The following is a 24,941-nucleotide window of genomic DNA, read 5'->3' on the forward strand; positions in this document are numbered from 1 at the left end:
CTACGAGTGCCTACGCCATGAAAAAGTCCGACGTCACCGCACTGATCTTGCTCGGCGCCCTGTGGGGGGCGTCGTTCCTGTTCATGCGCATGGGTGCAGCGCAATTCGGGAGCATGGCGTTGGCAGGCATGCGGGCGATCGGGGCAGCGGTATGTTCGCTGCCGTTGCTGCTGTCGCGCGAGCGGCTTGCCGAATTACGGGCGAACTGGCGTTCGGTGGCGCTGATCGGCCTGGCCAATTCGGCGCTGCCGTTCGTGCTGTTTTCCTACGCAGCGCAGAGCTTGCCCGCCGGCCTTTCGGCGATCTTCGATGCGATAGCCCCGCTGCTGGTGGCCTTGTCCGGCTGGCTGTGGCTGAGCGAGCGGCTGAATGCGATGCAAGCCAGCGGCCTGGTGATCGGCATGAGCGGCGTGGTGTGGCTGATCGGCGGCAGCATGGGCTTCGGGCATGGTGGCGCATCCATCGGCTGGGCCATGGCGGCGTGCGTGGGTGCGAACGTCTGCTACACCTTCGGCGCGCACTACAGCCATCGACGCGTGCAGAGCGTTTCGCCCCTGACGGTAGCCATCGGCAGCCAGGTGGCCGCCGCGGTGATGCTGCTCCCTTCCACGGTATGGCTATGGCCCGCCACATCACCCTCGCTGCAAGCATGGGTGGCGATGTTCGGACTGGCCGCGGGATGCACAACGTTCGCCTACGTGCTGTTCTACCGTCTGCTGGCGCGCATCGGTTCGACGCGAGCGATGGCGGTGCTGTATCTGATCCCGGTATTCGGCGTGGTGTGGGGCGCGGTGTTCCTGCACGAAACGGTGACGATGGCGATGGCCGGCGGATGCATCGTTATCCTGCTCGGCGTGGCACTCACCACCGGCGTGTTGCGGATTCGTGCTGCGGCACCCTCGCCGCTGAATGCGGTCGAATAGGCTCCAGCCTCCAACCCGAGCTGGTCCATAATCCTTCATCGCGCCCCGCGCGATCCCCACAGCTTGGAGTTGGAATGCGCTCGCTTCGTTACGGCCGCGTCGCCGCTTATCTACTCACTTTATTGACGCTGGCGTTCGGCATGCAAGCCTACGCCCAGGATGCCGAAGACAATCTGCTGCCGGTTACCGAGGCCTACAAGCTCAGCGCCGACGCCAGCACGCCGGGTGTCGTGAAGCTGCACTGGGACATCGCACAGGATTACTACCTGTACCGCGGGCGCATGGCGTTCAAAGGCGGCGATGGCGTGACGCTGGGCGAAGCGCAGCTCCCTGATGGCGAGAAGCACACCGATCCGTACCTTGGACCGGTGGAGACGTATCACCACAGCGTGGACGCCACCATCCCCTACACGCTTGCCCAAGGCACCACGGCCATCAAGCTGGACGTGCGCTACCAGGGCTGCCACGAAACCGATCCGAAGATCTGCTATCCGCCGCATACCGAGCATTTGACGCTGCCGGTTCCCGCCTCGGCTGGCGCACCACCACCGAACAAACTCAATGATCTGTTCGGCTCGCGCACCCCGTCTTTGGCTGGCGGCAGGAACGAGCCGCTGCCGGCCGAACAGGCTTTCCGCTTCGATGCGATCCCCCAGGATGCAAACCACCTGCTGCTGCGCTGGACCATCGCCAAGGGCTACTACCTGTATCGCGACCAGACGCAGCTATCGGTAAAAGATGCGCCGAAACTTTCGCTATCGCCTGCCTGGCCTGCCGGAACAACGCATGAAGATGCGCATTTCGGCAAGACCACGGTGTATTTCGATGAACTGACCTTGCCGGTGGCGATCCATGGAGATACCGCTGGCATGAAATCGCTTGCACTGGTGGCCAGTTTCCAAGGTTGCCAGGACGGCGGCCTGTGCTATCCGCTGATGACACGCGAGGCACATATCGATTTGACGGGCGCCAGTGGCACGACGATTGAAACCGCCGCAAATCCCGCGCCGGAAATGCCACCGGCCAACGCGACGAAAAACACTTCGCTCAACGTCAGCTTCCTTTATGCGCTGCTGCTCGCACTGGGTGGCGGCCTGGTGCTCAATCTGATGCCTTGCGTGTTGCCGGTTCTGTCGATCAAGGCGATCAGCCTGATCGAAAGTGGCGAGAATCCAGCACGGCGCCGTACGCATGCCTTGATGTACACGGCCGGTGTGCTGATCAGCTTCGCGGTACTTGGCGCTGTGATCATCGCGCTAAAGACCGCGTGGGGTGCACATCTGCAGAATCCGCTGGTCGTAGCCGTGCTCGCGTTGGTAATGCTGGCAGTGGCGCTATCGATGTCCGGCGTGGTGCAGTTCGGTGCATCGCTGGGCAATACGGGCAGCTCGCTGGCCAATCGCTCCGGTCCCGCCGGCGATTTCTTTACCGGCGTGCTCGCCGTGGTGGTGGCCAGCCCCTGTACCGCGCCGTTCATGGGTACGGCGCTGGCGTATGCGCTGGTGGCACCCATGGCCAGCGCCATCTGCGTGTTTCTCGCCTTGGGTCTGGGATTGTCGCTGCCGTTTCTCGCCGTCGGTTTCGTACCGGCGTTGTCGCGCTGGTTGCCGCGCCCTGGCCGCTGGATGGAAACGCTGAAAGAAGTGCTGGCGTTTCCGATGTACCTCACTGCAGCCTGGTTGGCGTGGGTATTGGCGAATCAGCGTGGTGCGGATGCGGTCGGCCTGCTGCTGGTCGCGGCGGTGCTGCTGGCGATGACGCTGTGGTGGTTCGAACGCAGCCGCGACCGCAACGCGCTGAGCCGCGCACTGGTCGCCCTGCTTGCGCTGTTCACGCTGGCACCGCTGTATTACCTCGCCACCTTGCCCCTGGCGGCCCAAGCAACTGCAAGCACAGACGGTGTCGTCGCCTACTCGCCGGACAAGCTCGCCGAGCTGCGCAAGGCGGGCACGCCTGTATTCGTCGATATGACCGCGGACTGGTGCGTCACCTGCAAAGCCAACGAGCATGCCGTGCTCGATGGCGATGATTTCAAGGCCCTGCTCAAGCGCACCGGCGCTGTCTATATGAAGGGCGACTGGACCAACGAAGATCCGGCCATCTCCAGCTTCCTGCAGCAGTACCACTCCCCCGGCGTGCCGCTCTACGTGGTATTCCCGAAAGATGGCAGCGCCGCTGGCCGGAAGCTGCCGACGGTGCTGACCTTCTCGCTGGTGGAGCAGGCGCTGACCGAGGCGGCGAAGTAAGCGGACTGGTACATGTGCGGCCGCAAGCCCTCATACTTGCGGCCCCGCTCCTCACCCGTCGCCCATGCTGAGCCGAACCAATCTTTTCATTCTGGCCCTGGCCTTGCTGGCCGCCATCGCCGGTGGCTGGCTGCAGCATGAAAGCCGGCTGGCACATGTGCCTCCTGGCGTTCATGTTGCGAACGTCGGCGATCTTCGTCCAGACGTGGCGCTGCTCGACCTCCGTGGACACGAGCGCCGGCTCTCCGGCTACCAGGGCAAACGCCTGCTCCTGAATTTCTGGGCCAGCTGGTGCGTCCCCTGCGTGACCGAGATGCCGGCCTTGAATGCAGCTCAGCGCAAGTTCGCCGATCAGGGCGCGATCGTGCTGGGCATTGCCATGGATGAACCCGATAACGTGCGCGCTTTTCTCAGTACACATCCCGTCGACTACCCCATTCTGGTCGGCCAGCTGGCCTCACCCAGCACCTCCCTGCGCTTCGGCGACATCGACGAAGTGCTGCCCTACAGCGTGTTGCTGGATGAAAACGGGAAGATCTTGGCCGTCCAGCGGGGGCCGCTGAAGGCAGAGCAGCTGGAGCACTGGCTATCGCCAACAACCGCGCCCTGATGCCATTTGCACCGCCATACGTCCACGCACGTTTAACATCTTCTTTCTCCGCCAAACGTCGCCGAATTGCGCCGAACTGGACAATATCCACGGCACCGCGCACACTCTCGCCGGTTTCAGGGGAGCTTGGAGCACCATGGCGAAGCTGCTGGTCCTGCACGGACCCAACCTCAACCTGCTCGGCGTACGCGAACCGGACATCTACGGCCGGGAGACGCTGGCTGACATCAACAACCAGCTGGCCCAGCGCGCCCAGGCGGCTGGCCATGAGCTGGCCTGGTACCAGTCCAACGCCGAGCACGAGCTGATCGGCCGTATTCACCAGGCACGCGACGAGCAGGTGGCGACCATCCTGATCAACCCTGGTGCCTTCACCCACACGAGCGTGGCCCTGCGCGACGCGCTGGCCGCCGTGGGCATTCCCTTCATCGAGCTGCATATGAGCAACGTGCATGCCCGCGAACCGTTCCGTCATCACTCCTACTTGTCCGACCTGGCGATGGGCGTGATCTGCGGTTTCGGCAGTGCCAGCTACCACCTGGCGCTGGAGGCTGCCCTGGCCAAACTTGAACCAAAGCCTGCTGCCTAGCCGGCCGTACCGTTTCCTTTCACATAACCGTTCACATCAGGACCGCCAAGCTGCGGCCCTCAGACCCTGAGAAGGCAAGCCCTATGGATCTGCGCAAGATCAAAAAACTGATCGACCTGCTCGAGGAATCCAACCTCGCCGAACTGGAAATCAAGGAAGGCGAGGAAGTCGTCCGCCTGTCGCGCGTACCCAAGGGCGCCATCACCGTCGGCGCGGCACCGGCCACCATCCATATGCCGGCCCCGGCACCCGCGCCCGCCCCCGTCGCAGCCGCCCCGGCCGAAAGCACCCCGGCAGGCAGCAACCTGCCGGCCGGCCACGTGGTGAAAGCGCCAATGGTAGGCACCTTCTACGCCTCGGCCAGCCCCGGTGCGCCCGCATTTGTAAAGGTGGGCCAGCAGGTCAAGACCGGCGAGACGCTGGGCATCATCGAAGCGATGAAGATGTTCAACCAGATCGAAGCCGAGGTCAGCGGCACCGTGCAGGCCATCCTGGTCGATAACGGCCAGCCGGTGGAATTCGACCAGCCGATGTTCGTGATCGCCTAAACGGCCCGACGACTATGCAAAAGCTCGAAAAGGTCGTTATCGCCAATCGCGGCGAAATCGCGTTGCGCATTCTGCGTGCGTGTCACAGCCTCGGCATCAAGACCGTGGCGGTGCACTCCACCGCGGATCGCAACCTCAAGCATGTGGGCCTTGCGGATGAAGCCATCTGCATCGGCCCCGCGCCATCGGTCGACAGCTACCTCAACATTCCGCGCATCATCGCGGCTGCGGAAATCACCGACGCCAACGCCATCCATCCCGGCTACGGCTTTCTTGCCGAGCGTGCGGACTTCGCCGAGCAGGTGGAGCAATCCGGTTTCATCTTCATCGGGCCGACAGCCGATGTGATTCGCATGATGGGCGACAAGGTAGAAGCGATCCGCGCGATGAAGTCGGCCGGCGTGCCATGTGTGCCCGGCTCCGGCGGCCCGCTCGGTGACAACGTCGAAGAAAACATGCGCATTGCGCGTGAGATCGGCTATCCGGTGATCATCAAGGCGGCCGGCGGCGGCGGCGGTCGCGGCATGCGCGTAGTGCGCACCGAAGCGCATCTTGGCAACGCCGTCACCATGACCAAGCAGGAAGCCAAGGCCGCATTCGGCAACGATCAGGTGTACATGGAGAAGTTCCTGGAGAATCCGCGCCACGTGGAAATCCAGGTACTTGCCGACGGCCAGGGCAATGCGATCCATCTCGGCGAACGCGATTGCTCGATGCAGCGCCGCCATCAAAAAGTGGTCGAAGAAGCGCCCGCACCTGGCATCACGCCGGAACAGCGTGCACAGATCGGCCAGGTGTGCGTGGATGCGTGTTTGCGCATTGGTTATCGCGGTGCGGGCACGTTCGAATTTCTGTTCGAAAACGGCCACTTCTATTTCATCGAAATGAACACGCGCATCCAGGTGGAGCATCCGGTCACGGAGCTGATCACCGGCGTGGATCTGGTACGCGAGCAACTGCGGATCGCTGCTGGCGAGAAGCTTTCGCTCAAGCAGGAAAACATCAAGATCAACGGTCACGCGATCGAATGCCGCATCAACGCCGAAGATCCGGAAACCTTCATGCCGTCACCCGGCACGGTGAAGCGTTTCGAAGCACCCGGCGGCCCCGGCGTGCGCGTGGACACGCACTTGTATGACGGCTACCGGATTCCGCCGAATTACGATTCGATGATCGGCAAGCTGATCGTGCACGGACCGGATCGCGAAACTGCCATTGCGCGCATGCGTCTGGCGCTTGCCGAAACGGTGATAGAAGGCGTGAAGTGCAACGTTCCGCTGCAACAGCGCATCATGTCCGACGTCGGTTTCCAGCAAGGTGGACAGAACATCCACTATCTGGAGAAGCGGATGGCGGAGCACAAAGAGCATCCGCATAGCGGGCTTGAATCGAAGGCCTGATCAGAACGCTCGTCATTCCGGCGAAGGCCGGAATGAGGGCAAGGCTTGATTGAACTCCATCGCAAGATTCGCTCTTCACCCTACCCTCTCCCTTAAGGAGAGAGGGAAAATGGCCGCAGCCCTCATCCTCCGGAACGCCAATGCCCTGGCTCGAACTCTCCCTGACTGTCCGCGCCGAACAGCAGCCTCGCGTGGAAGATGCATTGGAAGATCTGGGCTCGCTGTCGATCACACTGCGCGACGCCAACGCCGAAACGCCTGACGAGCAGGCGATTTTCGAACCAGGCGTCGGCGAGCTGCCGTTGTGGCCAACCATCACCTTGAACGCGCTGTTCGATGCAGACGCCGACCGCCGCGGTTTGAGCGAAGCGCTCAGTGAATTGCTGCCGTGGCTGGAGCCCGATCAACTCAATTTCCGCGACGTCGCCGATGAAGATTGGGAACGCGCATGGATGGACCAGTTCAAGCCGATGCCGTTCGGTCGCCGGTTATGGATCTATCCCTGGAACATCGCACCACCGGACGATGACGAACTGGCGATCGTGCAACTCGATCCCGGCCTGGCCTTTGGCAGTGGCACGCATCCCACCACGGCGCTATGCCTGGAATGGCTGGACAGCCTGAATCTCGTCGACAAGCGCGTCATCGACTATGGCTGCGGCTCAGGCATTCTTGCCATCGCTGCTTTGAAGCTGAACGCAGCCTCCGCCATCGGCGTCGACAACGATCCGCAGGCACTGACGGCTTCTGCAGACAATGCCGAGCGCAATAACGTCGCCGACCGCCTGGCTCTGTTCCTGCCTGAGGATTTTGCAGGCGAACCTGCCGATGTATTCGTCGCGAACATTCTGGCCGGCCCACTCGGCGAATTGGCGCCGATGTTCGCCGCCTTGACTAAGCCAGGTGCACCCTTTGCGCTATCCGGCATCCTGCAAGGCCAGCAGGAGGAACTGCTGGAGCGTTATGCCGAATGGTTCGAAGGACTCCACGTGGACGTACGCGAAGATTGGGTTCGCATCAGCGGCCAGCGTCGCGTTTGATCATGGAATGCTCTGCTAAGCTTTGCGTATACAAGCTTTAGCTCACCCATGTATACGCAATGCCCTGAATGCCTATCCGTGTTTTCAGTGGATGCGCGCACGCTCGCGCAGGCGCACGGCTTCGTCATGTGCGGACATTGCGGGACGGGCTTCGACAGCATCGCCACGTTGGCGGATCAGCTGCCACCGGAACCCTTTCACGAGCTGCCTGCCCACGATCCCGGCGTGGAGCCACCGCGCTTGGAATCAGCGGTATATCGACCGAAACCGAACGCGGAACCCGAGCCGGCTGAAACGTCGATTTTGCGCGACGACTTTGCCGATCTCATTGTCACGCCGCGTTTCGCACGTGACCGGCGCATCGACCGACCACGCCGCTGGCCATGGGTGGTGGCATGCCTGTTGCTGATGTTCGGTCTTGTCGCGCAGCTTGGCTGGGCTTTGCGCGATACCTTGATTGCCGATCCCACCGTCGGTCCGCTGTTACAACAAACATGTGCTGCGTTGCAATGCCGATTGCCACAAGTACGCGATGTCGGCAAGCTGCATTTGCTTGCACGCGACGTACAAACGCATCCCACCGTGCCAGGCGCGCTGCTGATCAGTGCCACGCTACGCAACGACGCAACCTTCACTCAACCATGGCCAGTGGTCACCATTCGTTTGACCGACGGCAATGGCAAAGTGATCGCCATGCGTCGTCTCAATCCCTACGAATACCTTGATGATACGGAAGCCTTGCGTCGCGGTCTTGCGCCTGGCGCTAGCACAGCTTTGGTCTTCGAGGTAGAGGATCCGGGTCATCAAGCCATCGGCTTTGACATGGCGTTTGAATAACTGCGCCTTAGTACCTGTTCGGCATAGCGTTATGCGGTTACATGCATTTTCAGAGCGAAAGGCTCTTAATTTTATCGGCGGTCGCGAGTACACTCGGTCCCTCGCGCTAGAGGAATGTTCTTTCCTCAGCCGCACAACTGCCGACCCGCCGCGAAAGCGGTAACTGCCAAAACATGGCGACGGCCTATGCAGCCGTTGCGTGGAGTCCGTGAGGGGACATGTCCTTGAACGCCGTAAGACTGCCTGCCAACGAGGCTGTTCGTGAATCCTCGTCGCAGAGCGCACTGAGTGAATGCGTCAGTCGTACAGTGCGCCGCTATCTTGCGGACATTGGCGATACGCCGTGCGATGAAGGTTTGCACGCGCTGGTGATTCGCGAAGTGGAAGGTCCGATGCTGCGTGAGGTATTGGCTTTCCATGATGGCAACCAGAGCCGTGCGGCAGCGGTGCTGGGCATCAATCGCGCCACATTGCGCAAGAAGCTCGCACAACACGGCCTGCTTTGAAGTCCAAGGCCGAGTCTGGCCGCACCTTATCCCGTTTAGCCGTCCAAACCTGCGCCGCAGGACAGGTGCATCGCGCTATAATGCGCAGCTTTCACGCTCCTGGAAGCCGCCATGCCCGCACCTGCTGTCACGCCCATCCGTCGCGCCCTGATCAGCGTTTCGGACAAGACTGGGTTGATTGAACTGGGCAAACGCCTCGCGGCGGCAAACGTGGAACTGCTTTCTACCGGCGGCAGCGCCAAGGCACTGCGCGAAGCCGGCATACCCGTCAAGGATGTCAGTGACGTCACAGGTTTTCCTGAAATCATGGATGGCCGCGTCAAGACGCTGCATCCCAAGGTACACGGTGGCCTGCTCGGCCGTCGCGGCACGGACGATGCGGTGATGGCCGAGCTTGGCATCGCCCCCATCGATCTGCTTGTGCTGAACCTGTATCCGTTTGAATCGACGGTCGCCAAGCCTGATTGCACGCTGGAACAAGCCATCGAGAACATCGATATTGGCGGCCCCGCCATGCTGCGTTCCGCGGCGAAAAACTGGAACGACGTCGGCGTGCTCACCGCGCCCGATCAATATGACGAGGCACTCGCGGAAATCGAGCAGCATGGCGGCTTGAGCCGCGCCACGCGCTTCAAGCTCGCGGTGTCTGCGTTCAATCGCGTATCCAACTATGACGGCGCGATCAGCGATTACCTGTCCGGCCTGCAACTCAACGATGCACAAGATGCCATTGCCGGTCACGATGCATTCCCCGCTCAGCTCAACAGCCGTTTCGTAAAGACACTGGATTTGCGCTACGGCGAAAACCCGCATCAACAAGCTGCCTTCTATCGCGATCTGCAGCCTGCGCCCGGCACACTTGCGACGTTCGAGCCATTGCAAGGCAAGGAACTCTCCTTCAACAACATTGCTGATGCGGATGCCGCGTGGGAATGCGTGCGCAGCTTCACCAAACCGGCCTGCGTCATCGTGAAGCACGCCAATCCCTGCGGTGTGGCGGTGAGCCTGGATGGCATTGGCCGCGCGTACGACTTGGCGTTCCAAACTGACCCCACGTCCGCCTTCGGCGGCATCATCGCGTTCAATCGTGAACTGGATGGCGCGACCGCGCGGACGATGGTGGAGCGTCAGTTCATCGAGGTAGTGCTGGCTCCTGCTTATTCGGATGAAGCGCTGAAGGCCTTCGCCAAGAAAGGCAACGTGCGCGTGCTGCGCATCCCTGTTCCGGCCGAAAGCGCAAGCGTCGCCGCCGCGTATGATCTGCGCCGAGTGGGCTCTGGCCTGCTGGTGCAGACGGCGGATCGCGGGATGGTCACGGCGGCGGATTTGAAGACCGTCACGCGCCGCGCACCCACGCAAGAAGAAATCGATGATCTGATCTTCGCCTGGAAAGTGGCGAAGTACGTGAAGAGCAACGCCATCGTCTATGCGCGCAACCGCCAGACCATCGGCGTCGGCGCCGGCCAGATGAGCCGCGTGTACAGCGCGCGCATTGCCGGCATCAAAGCGGCGGATGAAAACCTGGAAGTGCGCGGCTCCGTCATGGCTTCCGATGCATTCTTCCCCTTCCGTGATGGTATCGACGCTGCGGCAGCAGCAGGTATTCGCGCCGTGATTCAGCCAGGCGGTTCGATGCGCGATGCGGAAGTGATCGCAGCAGCAGATGAGCATGATATGGCGATGGTCTTCACCGGCATGCGGCATTTCCGCCACTGATGTAGGTTGGGGTGCAAACCCCAACGTCGATGCCTATGTGCATGGCAACGTTGGGGTTTGCACCCCAACCTACGTCATTCGACTGCAGATACTTCAGTAGACATGCGACGCTTGTTCGCCTCTTTCCGCTGCGCATACCGCCGCGCCAACACCGCGCACGTCATCAACTGCATCTGATGGAACAACATGATCGGCAACACGATCATACCCAGCATATGCGCAGGAAACAGCACGTTCGCCATCGGCACGCCGCTGGCCAGGCTCTTCTTGGAGCCACAGAACACGATGGTAATTTCGTCCTCGCGATCGAAACCCAGCGCGCGCGAACCGTAGCGCGTGGTCAGCAACGCTGTGGCAAGCAGGACCGCATTAACGATCAGCAAACCGCCCAGCACCGGCAACGGAAGCTGCTTCCACAAGCCTTGCAGCACCGCCGCGCTGAACGCGGTGTACACCACTAGTAGGATCGAGCCCTGATCAACAAAGCCGATCAGCGGACGATGCCGCTGCACCCAGCCGCCAATCCAGCGCTGCGCAATCTGCCCAGCGACGAACGGCACAAACAGCTGCAGCACGATATCGCCTACCGAATGCCAGGACATCCCGCTCTGTCCATGCGCCTGCACGACCAGTCCCGTTAGTAGCGGCGTTACCACGATACCGATCAAGCTGGACGCCGAAGCAGAACACACCGCCGCCGGCACATTGCCGCGCGCAATCGATGTGAACGCGATCGACGACTGAACCGTTGATGGCAAGGTGCACAGAAACAGGATGCCGACGTAAAGCGCTGGCGTGACCAGCGGCAACAACAAAGGCTTGAGCAGCAGTCCCAGCACCGGAAACAACACAAAGGTGCTGGCCAGCACGGTCAAATGCAGACGCCAGTTCGTGACGCCCGCAACTACCGCCTCGCGCGAGAGCTTGGCGCCATGGAGAAAGAACAGCAGCGCGATCGCCAGATTGGTCAACCAATCGAATGCCACGGCCGCACTACCCTGGCACGGCAACACGCTGGCGGTGATGACCGTGGCAATCAGGCAAAGGGTGAAGTTGTCGGGCAGGAAGCGACGCAGGGACATGGTTGCAGGCACAGAGAAGCGGGGATGGCGTTATTTCACCGTGCGCCTATTGATAAATCAAATAACTTTATTGTATTCATTGATACGTAATGAGCATGAATATCAACCTCCGGCAGTTGCGGGTTTTTCTCGCCGTGGCGCGACAGCGTCATTTCCGGCGTGCCGCCGAACATCTGTATCTGAGCCAGCCTGCTGTAAGCCGGCACGTGGCCGAGCTGGAGACAGAGCTGGGCGTGCGGCTGTTCGATCGGAGCACACGGGAGGTGGTCCCCACCGAGGCCGGCCGCTACCTGGAAAGCGCGATCGAGCGTGTGCTGGACGAACTGGAAGGCGTGCTGGATCACGTGCATTCCGAAGGCGAGCGACGGCGTGGCAAGATCCACATCGCGTCCGTCCCCACACTTTCGGCCAGCCTGATGCCACTGTGCATTGCCGACTGCGCACGCGAATATCCCGAGCTCACCATTCAGTTGCACGATCAGGCGCAAACACTGGTGCTGGACAGCGTGCGCGGCGGCGAAGTGGATTTCGGCATCGCGATCGAACCACCCGAAGCCAGCGAATTCGACAGCGAAGTGATCATGCATGATCCGTTCTGTCTTGCTTGCCGTCCCGAACATCCCCTCGCGCAGCACAAGACCGTTGCGTGGAAAAAATTGCAGGGACAGCCGTTGATACTGCTGGACTACTCTTCCGGCAGCCGGCGATTGATCGATCAGCTGTTGCAAAAACACGGCGTGGAGGGACGCGTCGTTCAGCAGACCGGCCACCCTCACACTGCGTTCCGTATGGTGGAAGCGGGGCTCGGCGTAACGGTAACTCCAGCACTTTCATCCCCTCCCGCCACACTCGCCGTACGCCCGCTGACACCCACCGAGCGGCGCGCCATCACCTTGATCCATCGTCGCCAGCGTTCGCTTTCGCCGTTGGCTGCGCTCGTTTGGAATCGCTTGCGGGAATTGGCGTCAAAAGGTGCGCTCACACCACGTTGAGCGCCAGCTACTTACGCTCCATTCCCTTTCCAGGCACGGGAAAGTCCATGCATTACGAACTCTATTACTGGACGGGCATCCAAGGCCGCGGCGAATACGTGCGCCTCGCACTCGAAGATGCAGGCGCTGACTACATCGACATCGCGCGCAAACACGGCGACAAGGCGATCATGCCGTTCCTGCGCGGCAGGCAGGATGGTGCCCTGCCTTTCGCACCACCGTTCCTCAAGGCAGGCCGCTTGGTGATTGCGCAGACGGCGACCATCCTCGCCTATCTCAGTCCGCGCCTGGGCCTCGTGCCCGGCGGGCAATCGGCAGAAATCTACGCGCAGCAGTTGCAACTGACGATCGCTGATTTCGTCGTAGAAATTCACGACACGCATCATCCGATTGCCGTCGACCTGTACTACGAGCAACAGCGCGCCGCCGCACGCAAACGCAGCCAAGCATTTCGCGAAGAGCGGCTGCCGAAATTCCTCGGTTATTTCGAGCAAGTGCTGGAACGCGGCAATGGGCGGCAGGCACTTTCGCGCCACTCCTATGTCGATCTGTCGTTGTTCCAGCTCATCAGCGGACTCGACTATGCGTTTCCCAATGCCATGCGCGGCATGCAAAAACGTATACCACGCCTGCGCGCCCTGTCGGAGCGCATTGCCGAACGGCCGAATATTGCCGCGTATCTCGCTTCGCCGCGCCGGATTCCATTCAACGAAGATGGCATCTTCCGCCACTATGCCGAGCTGGACCCCGCGCGCTGAAGGCGCGCTCAGTCTGTAGGTTGGGGTGCAAACCCCAACATCGCGCTTTCTGTGCATCGCAATGCTGGGGTTGGCACCCCAGCCTACGTGCTTCAGAACAACGCAATCACCAGTGACCCGGCCACAATCAGCACGCCGCCGACCAGCACCTGCCAGCTTGGCTTTTCACCTAGCAACAGCAGGCCCAACACGATCGCAATGGCCACGCTGAGTTTGTCGATGGGCGCGACCTTGCTGATTGGCCCCAATTGCAAGGCACGGTAGTAGCACAGCCACGATAGCCCTGTGGCGATGCCCGAAAGCACCAGGAACACCCAGCTATGCCAGGGCAAACCGGAAGGCTTGGCCCATTCCGCGCGCAGGCTGAGGATGCCCGCAGTCACCGCGAGAATCACCAGCGTGCGAATGAAGGTGGCGAGATTGGAATTGATACCCGCCACGCCAAGCTTGCCAAACAGTGCCGTAAGCGCGGCAAAGAACGCCGAACCCAGCGCGAACAACAACCAGCTTTCGCGCAGGTTCATGCGTGAGGCGTCACTGACCGTTATCTTCCGTCGACGATGCCGACGCCGGCTTGCTGTCGCCCCAATGCATGATCCTGTACATCACAGGCTTCACCGGCGGCTGGCCGTTCGGATCGAGCATGTGGCCGTCCGAATTGACGTTGTAGATCTGCTGCGGACCGTGCTTGGGCGTGACCACCACCATGTAGACGCGACCGTTCTGACGGTATTCCTGGATGGTGTTTTCACCTTCCTGCTGCACCGATACATCCGGCGGCGGCTGGCCGTTGGCATCGTGCGATTCCGGTACACCCGCCACCTTGGGCACCGGGATCGGCTTGCCTGGCAGATGGCTAGGTTCCAGCTCTGCCGGGCTCGATACCGGCTTGGCAGACGTGCTCGCCGCAGCCGGCGGCTCCTTGGCTGGATTCACACCCGGATCGTTCATGCCCGGCGGCGGTGGCGCGGGTGCGAAATGCGGCACAGCCGAAGAAGAGGACGACGACTGCGCGAAGGCCGACGGGGCGGCCAGGAGAGAAAGGGCGAGCAAGCAGGCTGCGTATTTCATGGCGGGGAGAACCTCGTCAGTGTCATCAAAGCATAGCAGTGAGCGGTTCGCTCGGCGGTGAATGGCCCGGCTGCCAAGTACGCCCGGCGGCCCCATCTTTGTTCCTGCTCTCTACGCTTTGTTCCCTTAGAATCCCGGCATGCCAAACCTTACGCTCATCGACGGCTCGTCGTACCTCTACCGCGCCTTCCACGCATTGCCGCCTCTCAGCAATGCGAACGGCGAACCCACGGGCGCCTTGTTCGGCGTCGTCAATATGCTGCGCGCCACGTTGAAAGCGAGGCCCGATTACGTGGCCTTCGTCAGCGACGCGTCCGGCCCCACGTTCCGCAATGTGCTGTACGACAAGTACAAGGCGAACCGACCGCCGATGCCGGACGATCTGCGCGCACAGGTCGAGCCGATGCTGAAGATTGTCAGCGCATTGGGCTTTCCGATTCTGCGCGTGAGCGGCGTGGAGGCAGACGACGTGATCGGCACGTTGGCAAGCCAGGCGCACGAGCATGGCATCGACGTGCTGATTTCCACCGGCGACAAGGATCTCGCGCAACTGGTGCGCCCCGGCATCACCTTGGTCAACACCATGACCAATACCACCATGGACAGTGCCGCGGTGATGGAAAAGTTCGGCGTCAAGCCGGAGCAGATCATCGACTTTCTCAGTCTCACCGGCGACACCGTCGACAACGTGCCCGGTGTGAACAAGTGCGGCCCCAAGACGGCTGCGAAATGGTTAGCCGAATACGGTTCGCTCGATGGCGTCATGGCGAATGCCGACAAGATCGGCGGCAAAATCGGTGAATACCTGCGCGAAGCGCTGCCCGAACTGCCGCTGTCGCGTCAGTTGGTCACGATCAAGGTCGATGTGCCGCTGGATTTCACCGTGCCGCAATTGCTGTTGCGCGACCGCGACATCGATGCGCTGCGCGAGTTGTACACGCGTTATGAGTTCAAGGCCGCGTTGAAAGACCTGGATAGTGCTACAACGGAAGTCGTTACTACGCCCTCGCCCGCCACCAGCGTCGAACCGGCACCCACAGCCAAGCCATCCATAGCCTCAGGCAAGGGTGAATACGAATTGGTGACTACGCAAGCGCAGCTGGATGCTTGGGTGGCGCGCATCAAGGAAGCACCACTGATCGCCTTCGACACCGAAACCACCAGCATCGATGCGATGCAAGCGGACATCGTCGGCGTCAGCCTTTCCGTGGAACCTGGCAAGGCTTGCTATATCCCGCTGGCGCACGATTATCCCGGCACACCCGCGCAACTGCCGCGTGATCAGGTGCTCGCCGCACTCAAGCCCATCTTCGAAGATCCCAAGCGACCGAAGGTCGGTCAACACGCCAAGTACGACATGAACATCCTGTCGCACTACGGCATCGTCGTGCAGGGTCTGAAACACGACACCATGCTGGAATCCTACGTGTGGAACACCACCGCCACACGGCATGACATGGATTCGCTGGCCAAGCGTTACCTCGATTACGACACGATCAAATACGAAGAGGTCGCCGGCAAGGGCGCCAAGCAGATTTCGTTCTCGCAAGTGGACCTCGATACCGCGTGCAACTATGCGGCTGAAGATGCGGACATCACCTTGCGCCTGCACCACGCGTTGTGGCCGCAGCTGGAAAGCGAACCGAAGCTGCGCAAGGTCTACGAAGACATCGAGATACCGCTGGTACCGGTGCTGGCCGGCATGGAACAGCGCGGCGTACTGATCGATGTGAATGAACTGCGCAAGCAGAGTCAGCAACTCGGCAAGCGCATGCACGAACTGCAGCAGGAAGCGTGGAAATCGGCCGGACACGAGTTCAATCTCGATTCGCCCAAGCAACTGCAGGCGATTCTGTTCGACGAACTCGGCTTGCCTGCCAAACTCAAGACACCAACGGGGCAACCCTCCACCAACGAGGAAGCACTCGAAGCGATTGCAGACGAACACGCGCTGCCGCGCCTGATCCTCGATTACCGTGGCCTTGCCAAACTGCGCTCCACCTACACGGAAAAACTCGCCGAGATCGTCAATCCACGCACGGGCCGCGTGCACACCAGCTATCACCAGGGCGCCGTGGCGACAGGCCGCATTTCGTCCACCGATCCGAACCTGCAGAACATTCCCGTGCGCACCGAGGAAGGCCGGCGCATCCGCCAAGCCTTTATCGCGCCCGAAGGTTGGCAAGTGATGGCGGCAGACTACTCGCAGATCGAGCTGCGCATCATGGCGCATCTTTCCGGCGACGAAGGCCTCTTGCGTGCCTTCCACGAAGGTGGCGATATCCATCGCGCCACTGCCGCCGAAGTGTTCGGACTTGAGCCCGATGCCGTCACCAGCAACCAGCGCCGCGCAGCAAAGGCGATCAACTTCGGCCTGATGTACGGCATGAGTGCGTTCGGGCTTGCGCGCCAGCTTGGCATCGACCGCGGCGAAGCCAGCGACTACATGGCGCGTTATTTCTCGCGCTATCCCGGCGTGCACGCCTTTATGGACGCCACACGTGAACGCGCGCATCGCGACGGTTATGTCGAAACACTGTTCGGCCGGCGTCTCTATCTGGAGAACCTAAGCGCACGCAACCCGGCACTGCGCGCCGGTGCCGAGCGCGCCGCCGTCAACGCGCCCATGCAAGGCACCGCCGCCGACATCATCAAGCGCGCCATGATCGCCGTAGCCGCCTGGCTGAAAGATCGCGACGACGCACACATGCTGATGCAGGTGCACGACGAACTGGTATTCGAAGTGCGCGCCGATGCCGTGGACACTGTGCGCGACGCCATCCGGCAGCATATGTCCGGTGCGGCAGAGCTGCGTGTGCCGCTGGTGGTGGACGTCGGCGTGGGCAAGAACTGGGATGAAGCGCATTAGTCGGCAAAGCGCTTTATCCCGCAAATTCATGCGCGCCATTTAGACCGACCTAGGAAGACAACACGGATTTTTTACAGCATCGTCAGGATTTCCTGAGAAGTACCGGCAACTGATCATCCACATGAATCCTGGCTAACCATTCCGGACTTATTGCACCACGCAGTGCAACTTTTCGGGCACTGGCGCGTTCTTACTCTACGGATGCACGCAACGGCATCCCCGGCGACCCACCTCCCTGGGTCGCCACCCGGAATCGGCCCTCTCCCCTGGGTCGCCGATTCCCCGGCCCCGCGGACTTCCCCCTAAAGTTCGCGGGGCCTTTTCTTATCTGTTGATTTTTCTTGCCCTGCGGCACGACAGATCGCGAGCCAACCGTTAGGATGGTGTTACCGGCAGCCGCCCGCCGGTCAACCGAACTGGTCTGCAGTGCACATCAAAGGGAAACCTACTTCCTTCGACATCGCCCACTTGACCGGGGTCTCCCAGTCCACGGTCTCGCGGGCGTTGCGTGGCAGTCCGCTGGTGAGCGAAGAAACGCGCCAGCGTATCAAGGCCGCGGCCGACCAGCTCAACTACAAGGTGGACAAGAACGCGTCGAACCTGCGTTCACAGCACTCGGGCACCTTGGCCCTGCTGCTGTTCGAAGACCCCACCGCTGACGACTCGCACATCAACCCGTTCTTTCTTTCGATGCTGGGCTCGATCACGCGCGCCTGCGCGCTGCGCGGCTACGACCTGCTGATCTCGTTCCAGCAGTTGTCCGACGACTGGCATGCCGATTACGCCGACACCAAGAAGGCAGACGGCATCATCCTGCTGGGTTACGGCGACTACCTGGCCTACCGCGACAAAATGCAGAAGCTGGCCGCCCAAGGCACCCGTTCCGTGCGCTGGGGCGCCGTGTTGCCGGACCAGCCGGACATCTCCATCGGCTGCGATAATCGGCAAGGCGGCCAAGCCGTGGCAACCCATCTGCTGGAACAGGGGTGCCGGCGCATTGCCTTCCTGGGTGACGCGTCCAGCCACTATCCGGAATTCTTCGATCGCTACCGCGGCTACGTCACGGCCCTGCAGCAGGCCGGCATCGACGCCGACAGCGCCTTGCAAGTGGACGCCATCGAGAGCACCGAGCGGGCCGGCTACGAAGCGCTGGTAACACTGCTGGAACGCAAGCTGCCGTTCGACGCCATTTTTGCCGCCAGCGACCTCATCGCCATCGGCGCCATGCGCGCGCTGGCCAGCCACGGCATCAAAGTGCCCGAACAAGTAGCCGTCGCCGGCTTCGACGACATCCCGATGGCCCGCTTCCTCAACCCGCCGCTGACCACGGTACTGCAGGACACCAAGCTGGCCGGCGAGACATTGGTCGACAACCTGCTGTGCCTGATCCGCCGCGAGCCCGTTGAAACGCAGTTGCTGCCAGTGAAACTGGTGGTGCGGCGCTCCAGCCAGTACGGCACGCACTAAAGACCCCCGCATCCTCGTCACCCTCGGCTAAGAGCGGAGCGACGGCGTCGTGTCGATTTCGCTCCCCCTGCTTCGTCTCCTTATCGAGAAACCCACTCAAGCCATGGAGGAAGCACCCATGTACGTCCAGCCCTACCTGTTCTTCAACGGCCGCTGCGAAGAAGCCATCCACTATTACGAGAAACACCTTGGCGCCAAGGTCAACGCCAAGATGCGCTACAAGGAAGCGCCGCCGAGCGATGGCCCCGGTGCAAACGCCAATGGCGAGCACATCATGTACAGCAACGTCACCATCGGCGATACCGTGCTGATGGCCTCCGACGATTGCGTGAACAAGGAAACGAAGTTCCAGGGTTTCTCGCTGTCGCTCACCGTGAACAGCAACGCCGAAGCCGAGCGCGCCTTTGCGGCACTGGCTGACGGCGGCCAAGTGCACATGCCACTGAGTCAGACCTTCTTCTCGCCCTACTTCGGCATGGTGGTCGACCGCTTCGGCATCAGCTGGATGGTTATCATCCCGCCGCAGGAATAAAGGAGTAACACCATGCGATTCATGATGCTGATGCTGCCGGCAGGCCAATGCGATGCCGCGCCCGATGCAAAGCCAAGCGCGGAAGCCGTTGAGAAAATGATGCGCTTCAACAAGTCGCTGCAGGAAGCCGGCGTGCTGCTTGCCCTGGATGGCTTGCATCCGCCGTCGGCTGGCGTACGTGTAAGCGCCGTCAACGGCAAGCCGAAGATCGTCGACGGCCCGTTCGCGGAAGCCAAGGAAGTGGTGGGCGGCTACTGGATGATCGACGTGGGCTCTCGCGACGAGGCGATCGCCTGGGCCTCGCGCTGTCCGCTTGGCCCCGGCGACACCATCGAAATCCGCCAAGTATTCGAGATGGCCGATTTCCCGCCCGACGTCCGCAAGGCTGCCGACGGTTTCGACGATCCGCGCCAGTCGGCGACTTGATGTGCCGATATGAACTTGCGCCGCGCCGAAGCAAGTGCTGTGATCGGTGGCCATGACGACGGCCACCCACATCCATCGCACCATCGAAGCAGTATGGCGCATCGAGTCAGCGCGCCTCATCGCCGGCTTGGCGCGCATGGTGCGCGATGTGGGGCTGGCCGAGGAACTGGCGCAGGACGCACTGGTGACCGCACTCGAGCGCTGGCCGGAAAGCGGCGTGCCGGACAATCCTGGCGCATGGCTGATGACCGCCGCCAAGCACCGCGCCATCGATCAACTGCGGCGCAAAAAGCTGATCGAACGCAAGCACGAGGCCCTCGCCTATGAAGCAGAAGGCGAGGCTGAGGATGGCAAGTCGGAGCTGGAAACCATGCTCGACGATGACATCGGCGACGACCTGCTCAGGCTGATCTTCACCGCCTGCCACCCGGTGCTTTCCGCCGAAGCGCGCGCCGCACTCACGCTGCGCCTGCTCGGCGGTCTGGCCACGGACGAAATCGCCCGCGCCTTCCTCGTCCCCGAACCCACCATTTCACAGCGCATCGTGCGCGCCAAGCGCACGCTGTCGGAAAAACAAATTCCCTTCGAAGTACCGCGCGGCGAAGAACGCAACGAACGGCTCGCCTCCGTGCTCGAAGTGATCTATCTCATCTTCAACGAAGGTTATGCCGCAACCTCCGGCGATGACTGGATCCGCCCGGAGCTATGCAACGAAGCCATGCGGCTTGGACGCGTGCTGGCCGGCCTCGCGCCCCAGGAACCGGAAGTATTCGGTCTGCTGGCACTGATGGAAATCCAGGCGTCGCGCCTGCATGCACGCACCACGCCGACCGGTGAGCCGATTCTGTTGGCGGATCAGGATCGCAGCCGTTGGGATCCGCTGCTGATCCGCCGCGGCCTCGCTGAACTGGACCGCGCAGAAAAGCTGGGCGGTGCACATGGCCCGTATGCCTTGCAAGCAGCCATTGCTGCCTGCCATGCGCGTGCGCGTACGATCGAAACGACAGATTGGACGCGTATTGCCACGCTTTATGCCGAACTGGCACAGGTGTTGCCGTCGCCGGTGGTGGAACTCAATCGTGCCGTGGCCGTGGCGATGGCCTCGGGCCCCGCGGCAGGGCTTGCGTTGGTCGATACGCTGGCAAACGAACCGTTGCTGCGCAATTACCACTTGCTGCCCAGTGTGCGCGGCGATCTCCTGAGTCGACTCGAACGTCACGCGGAAGCGCGTGAGGAGTTCGAGCGCGCAGCGTCCTTGGCGCGTAATACGCGTGAGCGACATTTCTTGCAGCAACGGGCAGCTGCTTGTGACGAAGCCAACCGCGCGAGTCACTGATCAATCTTGCGTTGCCGTCATTCCGGCGAAAGCCGGAATTCAGTCTAAATAGGCGTCCGAAGGACACAACATTAATAATGTTGAGTGCTGCGCACGACGTATTGGTACTGGATTCCGGCTTTCGCCGGAATGACGGCAACGCAAAACCATGCATCATAATAAGCATAGTAGCTATGGGGATTGAGAGAGGGATCCCGCCAGCACCGGCTCCCTTACCCGCAGCACGCTAACCCCCGCCACCAGCAAGCTCGCACCACCCAGCACCAGCGCGTAAATCGGCTGCCCATGAAAGAACACGCGCAGCAGCACACCCAGCACGCTCGCCGCCAGCAACTGCGGAATCACAACGAAGAAATTGAAGATGCCCATGTACACGCCCATCTTCTCCGCCGGCAGATTGTCTGACAGCAACGCATACGGCAAGGAAAGAATCGACGCCCACGCGAACCCGACGCCCACCATCGGCAGCAACAACCAATGCGGATCGCGGATCAACAGGAACGACACCAGCCCCACACCACCCAGCCACAGGTTCACCAGATGGCTGATGCGCAAACCCCAGCGGCGCACCATCAGTGGAATCACCAGCGCCGCCACGGCAGCAAAACCGTTGTAGGCCGCGAACAGCACGCCCACCCAGTTGGCACCGTTGTTATAGGCCTCCGATTGCGGATCGCTGCTGCCGAAATGCACCTGCGCGACGCCGGCCGTGGTGTAGATCCACATGGCGAACATCGCGAACCAGGAGAAAAACTGCACCAACGCCAAGCGGCGCATGTCGGGCGGCATCGTGTGCACGTCCGTCATCACCTGCGTGAACATGCCATCGCCGCGCGCCACGCTCAGCCACAACTGCGAAAGCCCGAACGCAGCCAGGCCGCCAGCCAACAGATACAACTCACGCTCCAGGTTGTATGCGTGCACGAACCATCCACCCAGCAGCCCGGCAATCAGCCAGACCAGGCCATGCTTGCGCGCGCCGGAGCGCTCCACATGCGCCGGCTCCGACTTCACCGCGTCATCGAATACATGCAACTGATCAGGTGGGTATTCCTTGCTGGACAGCACCGTCCACAGCACCGAACCCAGCAATACCACGCCACCGATATAGAACGCGTCGCGCACCGTATTCGGAACGCCGCCGGGGGCCGCGATATTGCTCACGCCCAGATGCGCCAACAGATAGGGCAGCAGCGACGCCACCACCGCGCCCAAGCCGATGAAAAAACTTTGCATCGCGTAGCCGAGCGGCCGTTGCCCAGTCGGCAATTGATCACCGACAAACGCGCGGAACGGTTCCATCGATACGTTGATCGACGCATCCATCATCCACAGCAGCGTCGCGGCGATCCACAGCAATCCCGCATTGGGCATCCACAGCAAAGCCACCGTGGTCAGTACTGCACCGGCCAGAAAATACGGACGACGACGCCCAAGCCGCCCCCAGGTGCGATCGGAGGCATAGCCGATCAACGGCTGCACAATCAGCCCCGTAAACGGCGCGGCGATCCAAAGCATCGGAATATCGCCCACACCCGCACCCAGCGTCTGGAAGATACGGCTGACGTTGGCATTCTGCAGTGCAAAGGCGAACTGGATGCCCAGAAAACCGAAACACATGTTCCAGATCTGCCAGAACGACAGGTTCGGTTTGCGGTTCATGGCGTACCTGTCGCCGGGGTGATGATGAGATCGCCGATGCGCGCATCGTTGAGCGGTCCTTCGATGCCACCCTTGCCGCCGGTGTAGTGCGCGAAATGGCTGAGGTCGCTCATATTGAAGCCTTGTTCCAGCTCAAAGCGGCACACGTCACCGGCTTTCGCCGAGATCACGCCGTAGCTGGACGACTGCTCACCGACACTATGCGGCATCACGATCGGCAAACTTTGCGGCGCCTCGTTGCCACACGTGATCGCCAGCATTTTTACCGCCGCCGTCACGCCGGTTTCGATCGAACCATGGTTGTTTTCGTAACGTAGCCAGACGCGGTAGCGACCTGTGGCAGATGCCGTCCACGAACGTGGCCAGCTGTCGCCCATCGATATCGGATCACCGCCGCAAACCGTTTTGCTGTGCAACGATTCCATGCCGTGTTCACTAACGCGCGTCACGCTTACACACGGTGGCTTGACCCCCTCCGCAACATAGGTGTTGCCATCGATCGTGCCGACACGCTGACCATCCGCATACAACACCACTTTGCCATCCGCCTCCACACGCCAGCCCCTGTCATCTTTCTCAATGGTGGGCGCGTCGGGCGGCGCGGGCGCGTACAACGGCGCATCGGTGTGCATGGGGAGCGAAGGCTGGTCAATGGCCTTCATCGTCACCACCGTTTCCGTACCGTGCTGCCTGATGCTGTCAGTCACCAGCAGGTTACCTTGCAACTTGCGCGGGATACGCAACGTGATGCTCCGCTCGGGGGTGTGCAAGGTGATGCTGTCGCGATCGCCGAACAACATCGGCACCAGCGAAACCGGCAATTTGGGTTCGATGCTGCCACGCTGGGTAAGACCGAACACGCCTTCGTTGACCATGTCCAGATACGCCGCCACAGACCATAGCTGCCGCGGCGAATCCACCACCGGCCCGCTCAGTTTGCCGTCCTCGACGTGAGTGGCCTGCGTAAGCAATTCGTAGTTCTCCATATTGGAACCCGCCATGGCCGCACCGCGCATGATGGATCGCAATTCATGGGCAATACGCGCCGGGTCGTTCACCTCGCGCGCAGCGCGCAACGCATACGCACTGACGAACGGCCAGATGGCGCGGTTGTGATAGATCGGCTGATCGCTGCGCTCCGGCCAGATCACCGGGCTCCCGGCCGGCCATGTGGGATAGTTGGCCAGTGCGATGCGCGCGCTTTCGCCTTCGGCAACGCCACTGGTAATGGCCAGTGCCGTGCCGAGCAAATCGTAGGTGTCATAAGGCGTACCATCGCCATCGATGTAGCTCATGTACATGCCACGATCGGCCCGCCAGAAACGCGCGTTGATGGCCTTCTTGAGCGACGCAGCCTGCTCCTCATAGCGTTTGGCATTAGCGCTTTCGCCATGTTCTTTCGCCAGGCGAGCCGCCAGCTGCAGCGCCTGGTAATGCAGCACGTTGGTAGACAGCGCAAACGATTGCCCGATGAACACGACATTGCTTGCCGTCCATGCCGGATACGTCTGCTCGCGCCAGTCGAGGAACGACGTTTCGCCGCGATACAAACCCAAGCGCGGATCAAACACGTACTGCCGATCCTGCGCCAGCGTGTCGTTCAACGCGCGATACACGTTATCGGCAAACACCTTGTCGTCGAGCAGATGCTGTGCGCCCAGAAACCACACCACGCGATCCGTGCTGATCGGCCAGCTGCCGCCGGAACCCGTGTCCTGCATCACGTACAAACCTTGCGGCAAAGACGGATCGCGCACGTCCGACAGCTTGAAGCTCAAGCCGTTGCGCGAACGCTGCGGATCGAATTGCCACAACCCCAGGTCGATGGAATAGGAAAGATCGCGCGTCCACACATACGGCCATTTCGCGCCGGTCTCGAAACAGGTGCACGGAATCGGCTGACCATGGTCGAACGCACCGTCACGGATGGCCGTCACCGAATCCTGCGTGAGTTCCTCCTGTGCCATGGCGAACAAGCCATCGAACATCGGGCTGGCCGTCTCCACCCGCATGCGCTGCGCGCCGATGTCGCGCGTACCGAACGGGCCGGCCAAGGTGAAATGCCCGTCTTTCGCCACGCTCATGTGCGCTTGCTGTCCACGCCACGCAATCTCATCGCGCCACACGTCCCCTTGGGCGCCTGCGGCCAGGGCCGCCATCAACACAACGCTCAGCATGCACACTCCGCGGATGGGTGATTCACAGCAATGTTCTGGTTATGGCATGGCGCGAAGCGATGTACATGCTGCGACCGCAGCATAAAAACGACTATTTCGCGCAAGTGGTCGTGCATGGTAGGCAAGCTGCTGGCGAAGTGCCGTGTTTTGCATA

At 61.4% G+C, this 24,941-nt stretch carries 22 protein-coding genes; 17 read left to right on the top strand and 5 right to left on the bottom strand.

What is annotated here, in order from left to right; genetic code table 11:
• Positions 1-17: 17 nt before the first annotated feature.
• The 10 genes from IEX75_RS20765 (at position 18) to purH (ending at position 10,415) form a co-directional block, all read left to right on the top strand.
• Positions 18-923, top strand: a complete 906-nt coding sequence (locus IEX75_RS20765) for a DMT family transporter (protein ID WP_188797349.1) — start codon at positions 18-20, stop codon at positions 921-923.
• Between the two features lie 74 nt (positions 924-997).
• Positions 998-3,169: a protein-disulfide reductase DsbD family protein gene (locus IEX75_RS20770; RefSeq protein ID WP_188797350.1), complete on the top strand. Its 2,172-nt coding sequence runs from the start codon at positions 998-1,000 to the stop codon at positions 3,167-3,169.
• Positions 3,170-3,233: 64 nt separating this feature from the next.
• The gene (locus IEX75_RS20775) at positions 3,234-3,779 is read left to right on the top strand and encodes a TlpA disulfide reductase family protein (RefSeq protein WP_188797351.1); all 546 of its coding nucleotides are present in this window, start codon (positions 3,234-3,236) and stop codon (positions 3,777-3,779) included.
• A 136-nt stretch (positions 3,780-3,915) separates the two neighbouring features.
• Positions 3,916-4,368 (top strand): type II 3-dehydroquinate dehydratase, encoded by a 453-nt coding sequence (gene aroQ, locus IEX75_RS20780; protein WP_188797352.1) that lies wholly within the window; start codon positions 3,916-3,918, stop codon positions 4,366-4,368.
• An 83-nt stretch (positions 4,369-4,451) separates the two neighbouring features.
• Positions 4,452-4,916, top strand: a complete 465-nt coding sequence (gene accB, locus IEX75_RS20785; protein ID WP_188797353.1) for an acetyl-CoA carboxylase biotin carboxyl carrier protein — start codon at positions 4,452-4,454, stop codon at positions 4,914-4,916.
• 14 nt (positions 4,917-4,930) lie between these two features.
• Positions 4,931-6,316, top strand: coding sequence for an acetyl-CoA carboxylase biotin carboxylase subunit (gene accC / locus IEX75_RS20790; RefSeq protein WP_188797355.1), 1,386 nt, complete (start codon positions 4,931-4,933; stop codon positions 6,314-6,316).
• Positions 6,317-6,456: 140 nt separating this feature from the next.
• A complete protein-coding gene (prmA, locus tag IEX75_RS20795) occupies positions 6,457-7,356 on the top strand; it encodes a 50S ribosomal protein L11 methyltransferase (protein ID WP_188797357.1) in 900 nt (299 codons plus the stop codon).
• Positions 7,357-7,404: 48 nt separating this feature from the next.
• Positions 7,405-8,193: a zinc-ribbon and DUF3426 domain-containing protein gene (locus tag IEX75_RS20800; protein WP_188797360.1), complete on the top strand. Its 789-nt coding sequence runs from the start codon at positions 7,405-7,407 to the stop codon at positions 8,191-8,193.
• Positions 8,194-8,411: 218 nt separating this feature from the next.
• The gene (locus IEX75_RS20805) at positions 8,412-8,699 is read left to right on the top strand and encodes a helix-turn-helix domain-containing protein (protein WP_188797362.1); all 288 of its coding nucleotides are present in this window, start codon (positions 8,412-8,414) and stop codon (positions 8,697-8,699) included.
• A 111-nt stretch (positions 8,700-8,810) separates the two neighbouring features.
• Positions 8,811-10,415 carry a bifunctional phosphoribosylaminoimidazolecarboxamide formyltransferase/IMP cyclohydrolase gene (gene purH, locus IEX75_RS20810; protein ID WP_188797364.1) on the top strand — a complete coding sequence of 535 codons (1,605 nt, stop codon included), beginning with the start codon at positions 8,811-8,813 and terminating at the stop codon, positions 10,413-10,415.
• Between the two features lie 74 nt (positions 10,416-10,489).
• On the opposite strand, the gene IEX75_RS20815 is transcribed toward purH, so the two are convergent.
• The gene (locus IEX75_RS20815; RefSeq protein WP_188797366.1) at positions 10,490-11,497 is read right to left on the bottom strand and encodes a bile acid:sodium symporter family protein; all 1,008 of its coding nucleotides are present in this window, start codon (positions 11,495-11,497) and stop codon (positions 10,490-10,492) included.
• A gap of 95 nt (positions 11,498-11,592) precedes the next feature.
• Here IEX75_RS20815 and IEX75_RS20820 point away from each other — a divergent pair, with 95 nt between their 5' ends.
• Entirely contained in the window at positions 11,593-12,489 is an 897-nt protein-coding gene (locus IEX75_RS20820) for a LysR family transcriptional regulator (RefSeq protein WP_188797368.1), read from the top strand.
• Between the two features lie 47 nt (positions 12,490-12,536).
• Positions 12,537-13,247 (top strand): glutathione S-transferase, encoded by a 711-nt coding sequence (locus IEX75_RS20825; RefSeq protein WP_188797371.1) that lies wholly within the window; start codon positions 12,537-12,539, stop codon positions 13,245-13,247.
• Between the two features lie 92 nt (positions 13,248-13,339).
• On the opposite strand, the gene IEX75_RS20830 is transcribed toward IEX75_RS20825, so the two are convergent.
• Together IEX75_RS20830 and IEX75_RS20835 are read right to left on the bottom strand one after the other, a co-directional pair.
• The gene (locus tag IEX75_RS20830; RefSeq protein ID WP_188797374.1) at positions 13,340-13,771 is read right to left on the bottom strand and encodes an EamA family transporter; all 432 of its coding nucleotides are present in this window, start codon (positions 13,769-13,771) and stop codon (positions 13,340-13,342) included.
• Between the two features lie 10 nt (positions 13,772-13,781).
• Positions 13,782-14,318: a DUF2782 domain-containing protein gene (locus tag IEX75_RS20835; protein WP_188797376.1), complete on the bottom strand. Its 537-nt coding sequence runs from the start codon at positions 14,316-14,318 to the stop codon at positions 13,782-13,784.
• Between the two features lie 139 nt (positions 14,319-14,457).
• Between IEX75_RS20835 and polA the strand changes: the two genes are divergently transcribed.
• The 5 genes from polA (at position 14,458) to IEX75_RS20860 (ending at position 20,948) form a co-directional block, all read left to right on the top strand.
• A complete protein-coding gene (gene polA, locus IEX75_RS20840; RefSeq protein WP_188797378.1) occupies positions 14,458-17,187 on the top strand; it encodes a DNA polymerase I in 2,730 nt (909 codons plus the stop codon).
• Between the two features lie 432 nt (positions 17,188-17,619).
• Positions 17,620-18,654: a LacI family DNA-binding transcriptional regulator gene (locus IEX75_RS20845; protein ID WP_188797776.1), complete on the top strand. Its 1,035-nt coding sequence runs from the start codon at positions 17,620-17,622 to the stop codon at positions 18,652-18,654.
• Positions 18,655-18,772: 118 nt separating this feature from the next.
• Complete coding sequence (locus tag IEX75_RS20850; protein WP_188797380.1) at positions 18,773-19,186, top strand: VOC family protein; 414 nt, start codon at positions 18,773-18,775, stop codon at positions 19,184-19,186.
• 12 nt (positions 19,187-19,198) lie between these two features.
• Positions 19,199-19,612: a YciI family protein gene (locus tag IEX75_RS20855; protein ID WP_188797382.1), complete on the top strand. Its 414-nt coding sequence runs from the start codon at positions 19,199-19,201 to the stop codon at positions 19,610-19,612.
• 52 nt (positions 19,613-19,664) lie between these two features.
• A complete protein-coding gene (locus IEX75_RS20860; RefSeq protein WP_188797385.1) occupies positions 19,665-20,948 on the top strand; it encodes an RNA polymerase sigma factor in 1,284 nt (427 codons plus the stop codon).
• A gap of 171 nt (positions 20,949-21,119) precedes the next feature.
• Here IEX75_RS20860 and IEX75_RS20865 read toward each other — a convergent pair whose 3' ends face one another.
• The gene (locus IEX75_RS20865) at positions 21,120-22,610 is read right to left on the bottom strand and encodes an MFS transporter (protein ID WP_188797387.1); all 1,491 of its coding nucleotides are present in this window, start codon (positions 22,608-22,610) and stop codon (positions 21,120-21,122) included.
• Positions 22,607-24,787 carry an alpha-L-rhamnosidase-related protein gene (locus IEX75_RS20870; protein ID WP_188797389.1) on the bottom strand — a complete coding sequence of 727 codons (2,181 nt, stop codon included), beginning with the start codon at positions 24,785-24,787 and terminating at the stop codon, positions 22,607-22,609. The genes IEX75_RS20865 and IEX75_RS20870 overlap by 4 nt, the downstream gene beginning before the upstream one ends.
• Positions 24,788-24,941 lie beyond the last annotated feature (154 nt).

The sequence above is a fragment of the Dyella nitratireducens genome (genome assembly GCF_014642835.1).
Taxonomy (GTDB): domain Bacteria; phylum Pseudomonadota; class Gammaproteobacteria; order Xanthomonadales; family Rhodanobacteraceae; genus Dyella_B; species Dyella_B nitratireducens.

Bases quoted from the DNA above. Each gene is read 5' to 3' on its own strand.
- IEX75_RS20820 (WP_188797368.1), top strand. From the start codon at position 11,593: ATGAATATCAACCTCCGGCAGTTGCGGGTTTTTCTCGCCGTGGCGCGA.
- IEX75_RS20855 (WP_188797382.1), top strand. From the start codon at position 19,199: ATGCGATTCATGATGCTGATGCTGCCGGCAGGCCAATGCGATGCCGCG.
- IEX75_RS20850 (WP_188797380.1), top strand. From the start codon at position 18,773: ATGTACGTCCAGCCCTACCTGTTCTTCAACGGCCGCTGCGAAGAAGCC.
- aroQ (WP_188797352.1), top strand. From the start codon at position 3,916: ATGGCGAAGCTGCTGGTCCTGCACGGACCCAACCTCAACCTGCTCGGC.
- IEX75_RS20865 (WP_188797387.1), bottom strand. From the start codon at position 22,610: ATGAACCGCAAACCGAACCTGTCGTTCTGGCAGATCTGGAACATGTGT.
- IEX75_RS20835 (WP_188797376.1), bottom strand. From the start codon at position 14,318: ATGAAATACGCAGCCTGCTTGCTCGCCCTTTCTCTCCTGGCCGCCCCG.
- accC (WP_188797355.1), top strand. From the start codon at position 4,931: ATGCAAAAGCTCGAAAAGGTCGTTATCGCCAATCGCGGCGAAATCGCG.
- IEX75_RS20775 (WP_188797351.1), top strand. From the start codon at position 3,234: ATGCTGAGCCGAACCAATCTTTTCATTCTGGCCCTGGCCTTGCTGGCC.
- IEX75_RS20765 (WP_188797349.1), top strand. From the start codon at position 18: ATGAAAAAGTCCGACGTCACCGCACTGATCTTGCTCGGCGCCCTGTGG.
- IEX75_RS20805 (WP_188797362.1), top strand. From the start codon at position 8,412: ATGTCCTTGAACGCCGTAAGACTGCCTGCCAACGAGGCTGTTCGTGAA.
- IEX75_RS20860 (WP_188797385.1), top strand. From the start codon at position 19,665: ATGACGACGGCCACCCACATCCATCGCACCATCGAAGCAGTATGGCGC.
- IEX75_RS20870 (WP_188797389.1), bottom strand. From the start codon at position 24,787: ATGCTGAGCGTTGTGTTGATGGCGGCCCTGGCCGCAGGCGCCCAAGGG.
- accB (WP_188797353.1), top strand. From the start codon at position 4,452: ATGGATCTGCGCAAGATCAAAAAACTGATCGACCTGCTCGAGGAATCC.
- prmA (WP_188797357.1), top strand. From the start codon at position 6,457: ATGCCCTGGCTCGAACTCTCCCTGACTGTCCGCGCCGAACAGCAGCCT.
- IEX75_RS20830 (WP_188797374.1), bottom strand. From the start codon at position 13,771: ATGAACCTGCGCGAAAGCTGGTTGTTGTTCGCGCTGGGTTCGGCGTTC.
- IEX75_RS20770 (WP_188797350.1), top strand. From the start codon at position 998: ATGCGCTCGCTTCGTTACGGCCGCGTCGCCGCTTATCTACTCACTTTA.
- IEX75_RS20800 (WP_188797360.1), top strand. From the start codon at position 7,405: ATGTATACGCAATGCCCTGAATGCCTATCCGTGTTTTCAGTGGATGCG.
- purH (WP_188797364.1), top strand. From the start codon at position 8,811: ATGCCCGCACCTGCTGTCACGCCCATCCGTCGCGCCCTGATCAGCGTT.
- IEX75_RS20815 (WP_188797366.1), bottom strand. From the start codon at position 11,497: ATGTCCCTGCGTCGCTTCCTGCCCGACAACTTCACCCTTTGCCTGATT.
- polA (WP_188797378.1), top strand. From the start codon at position 14,458: ATGCCAAACCTTACGCTCATCGACGGCTCGTCGTACCTCTACCGCGCC.
- IEX75_RS20825 (WP_188797371.1), top strand. From the start codon at position 12,537: ATGCATTACGAACTCTATTACTGGACGGGCATCCAAGGCCGCGGCGAA.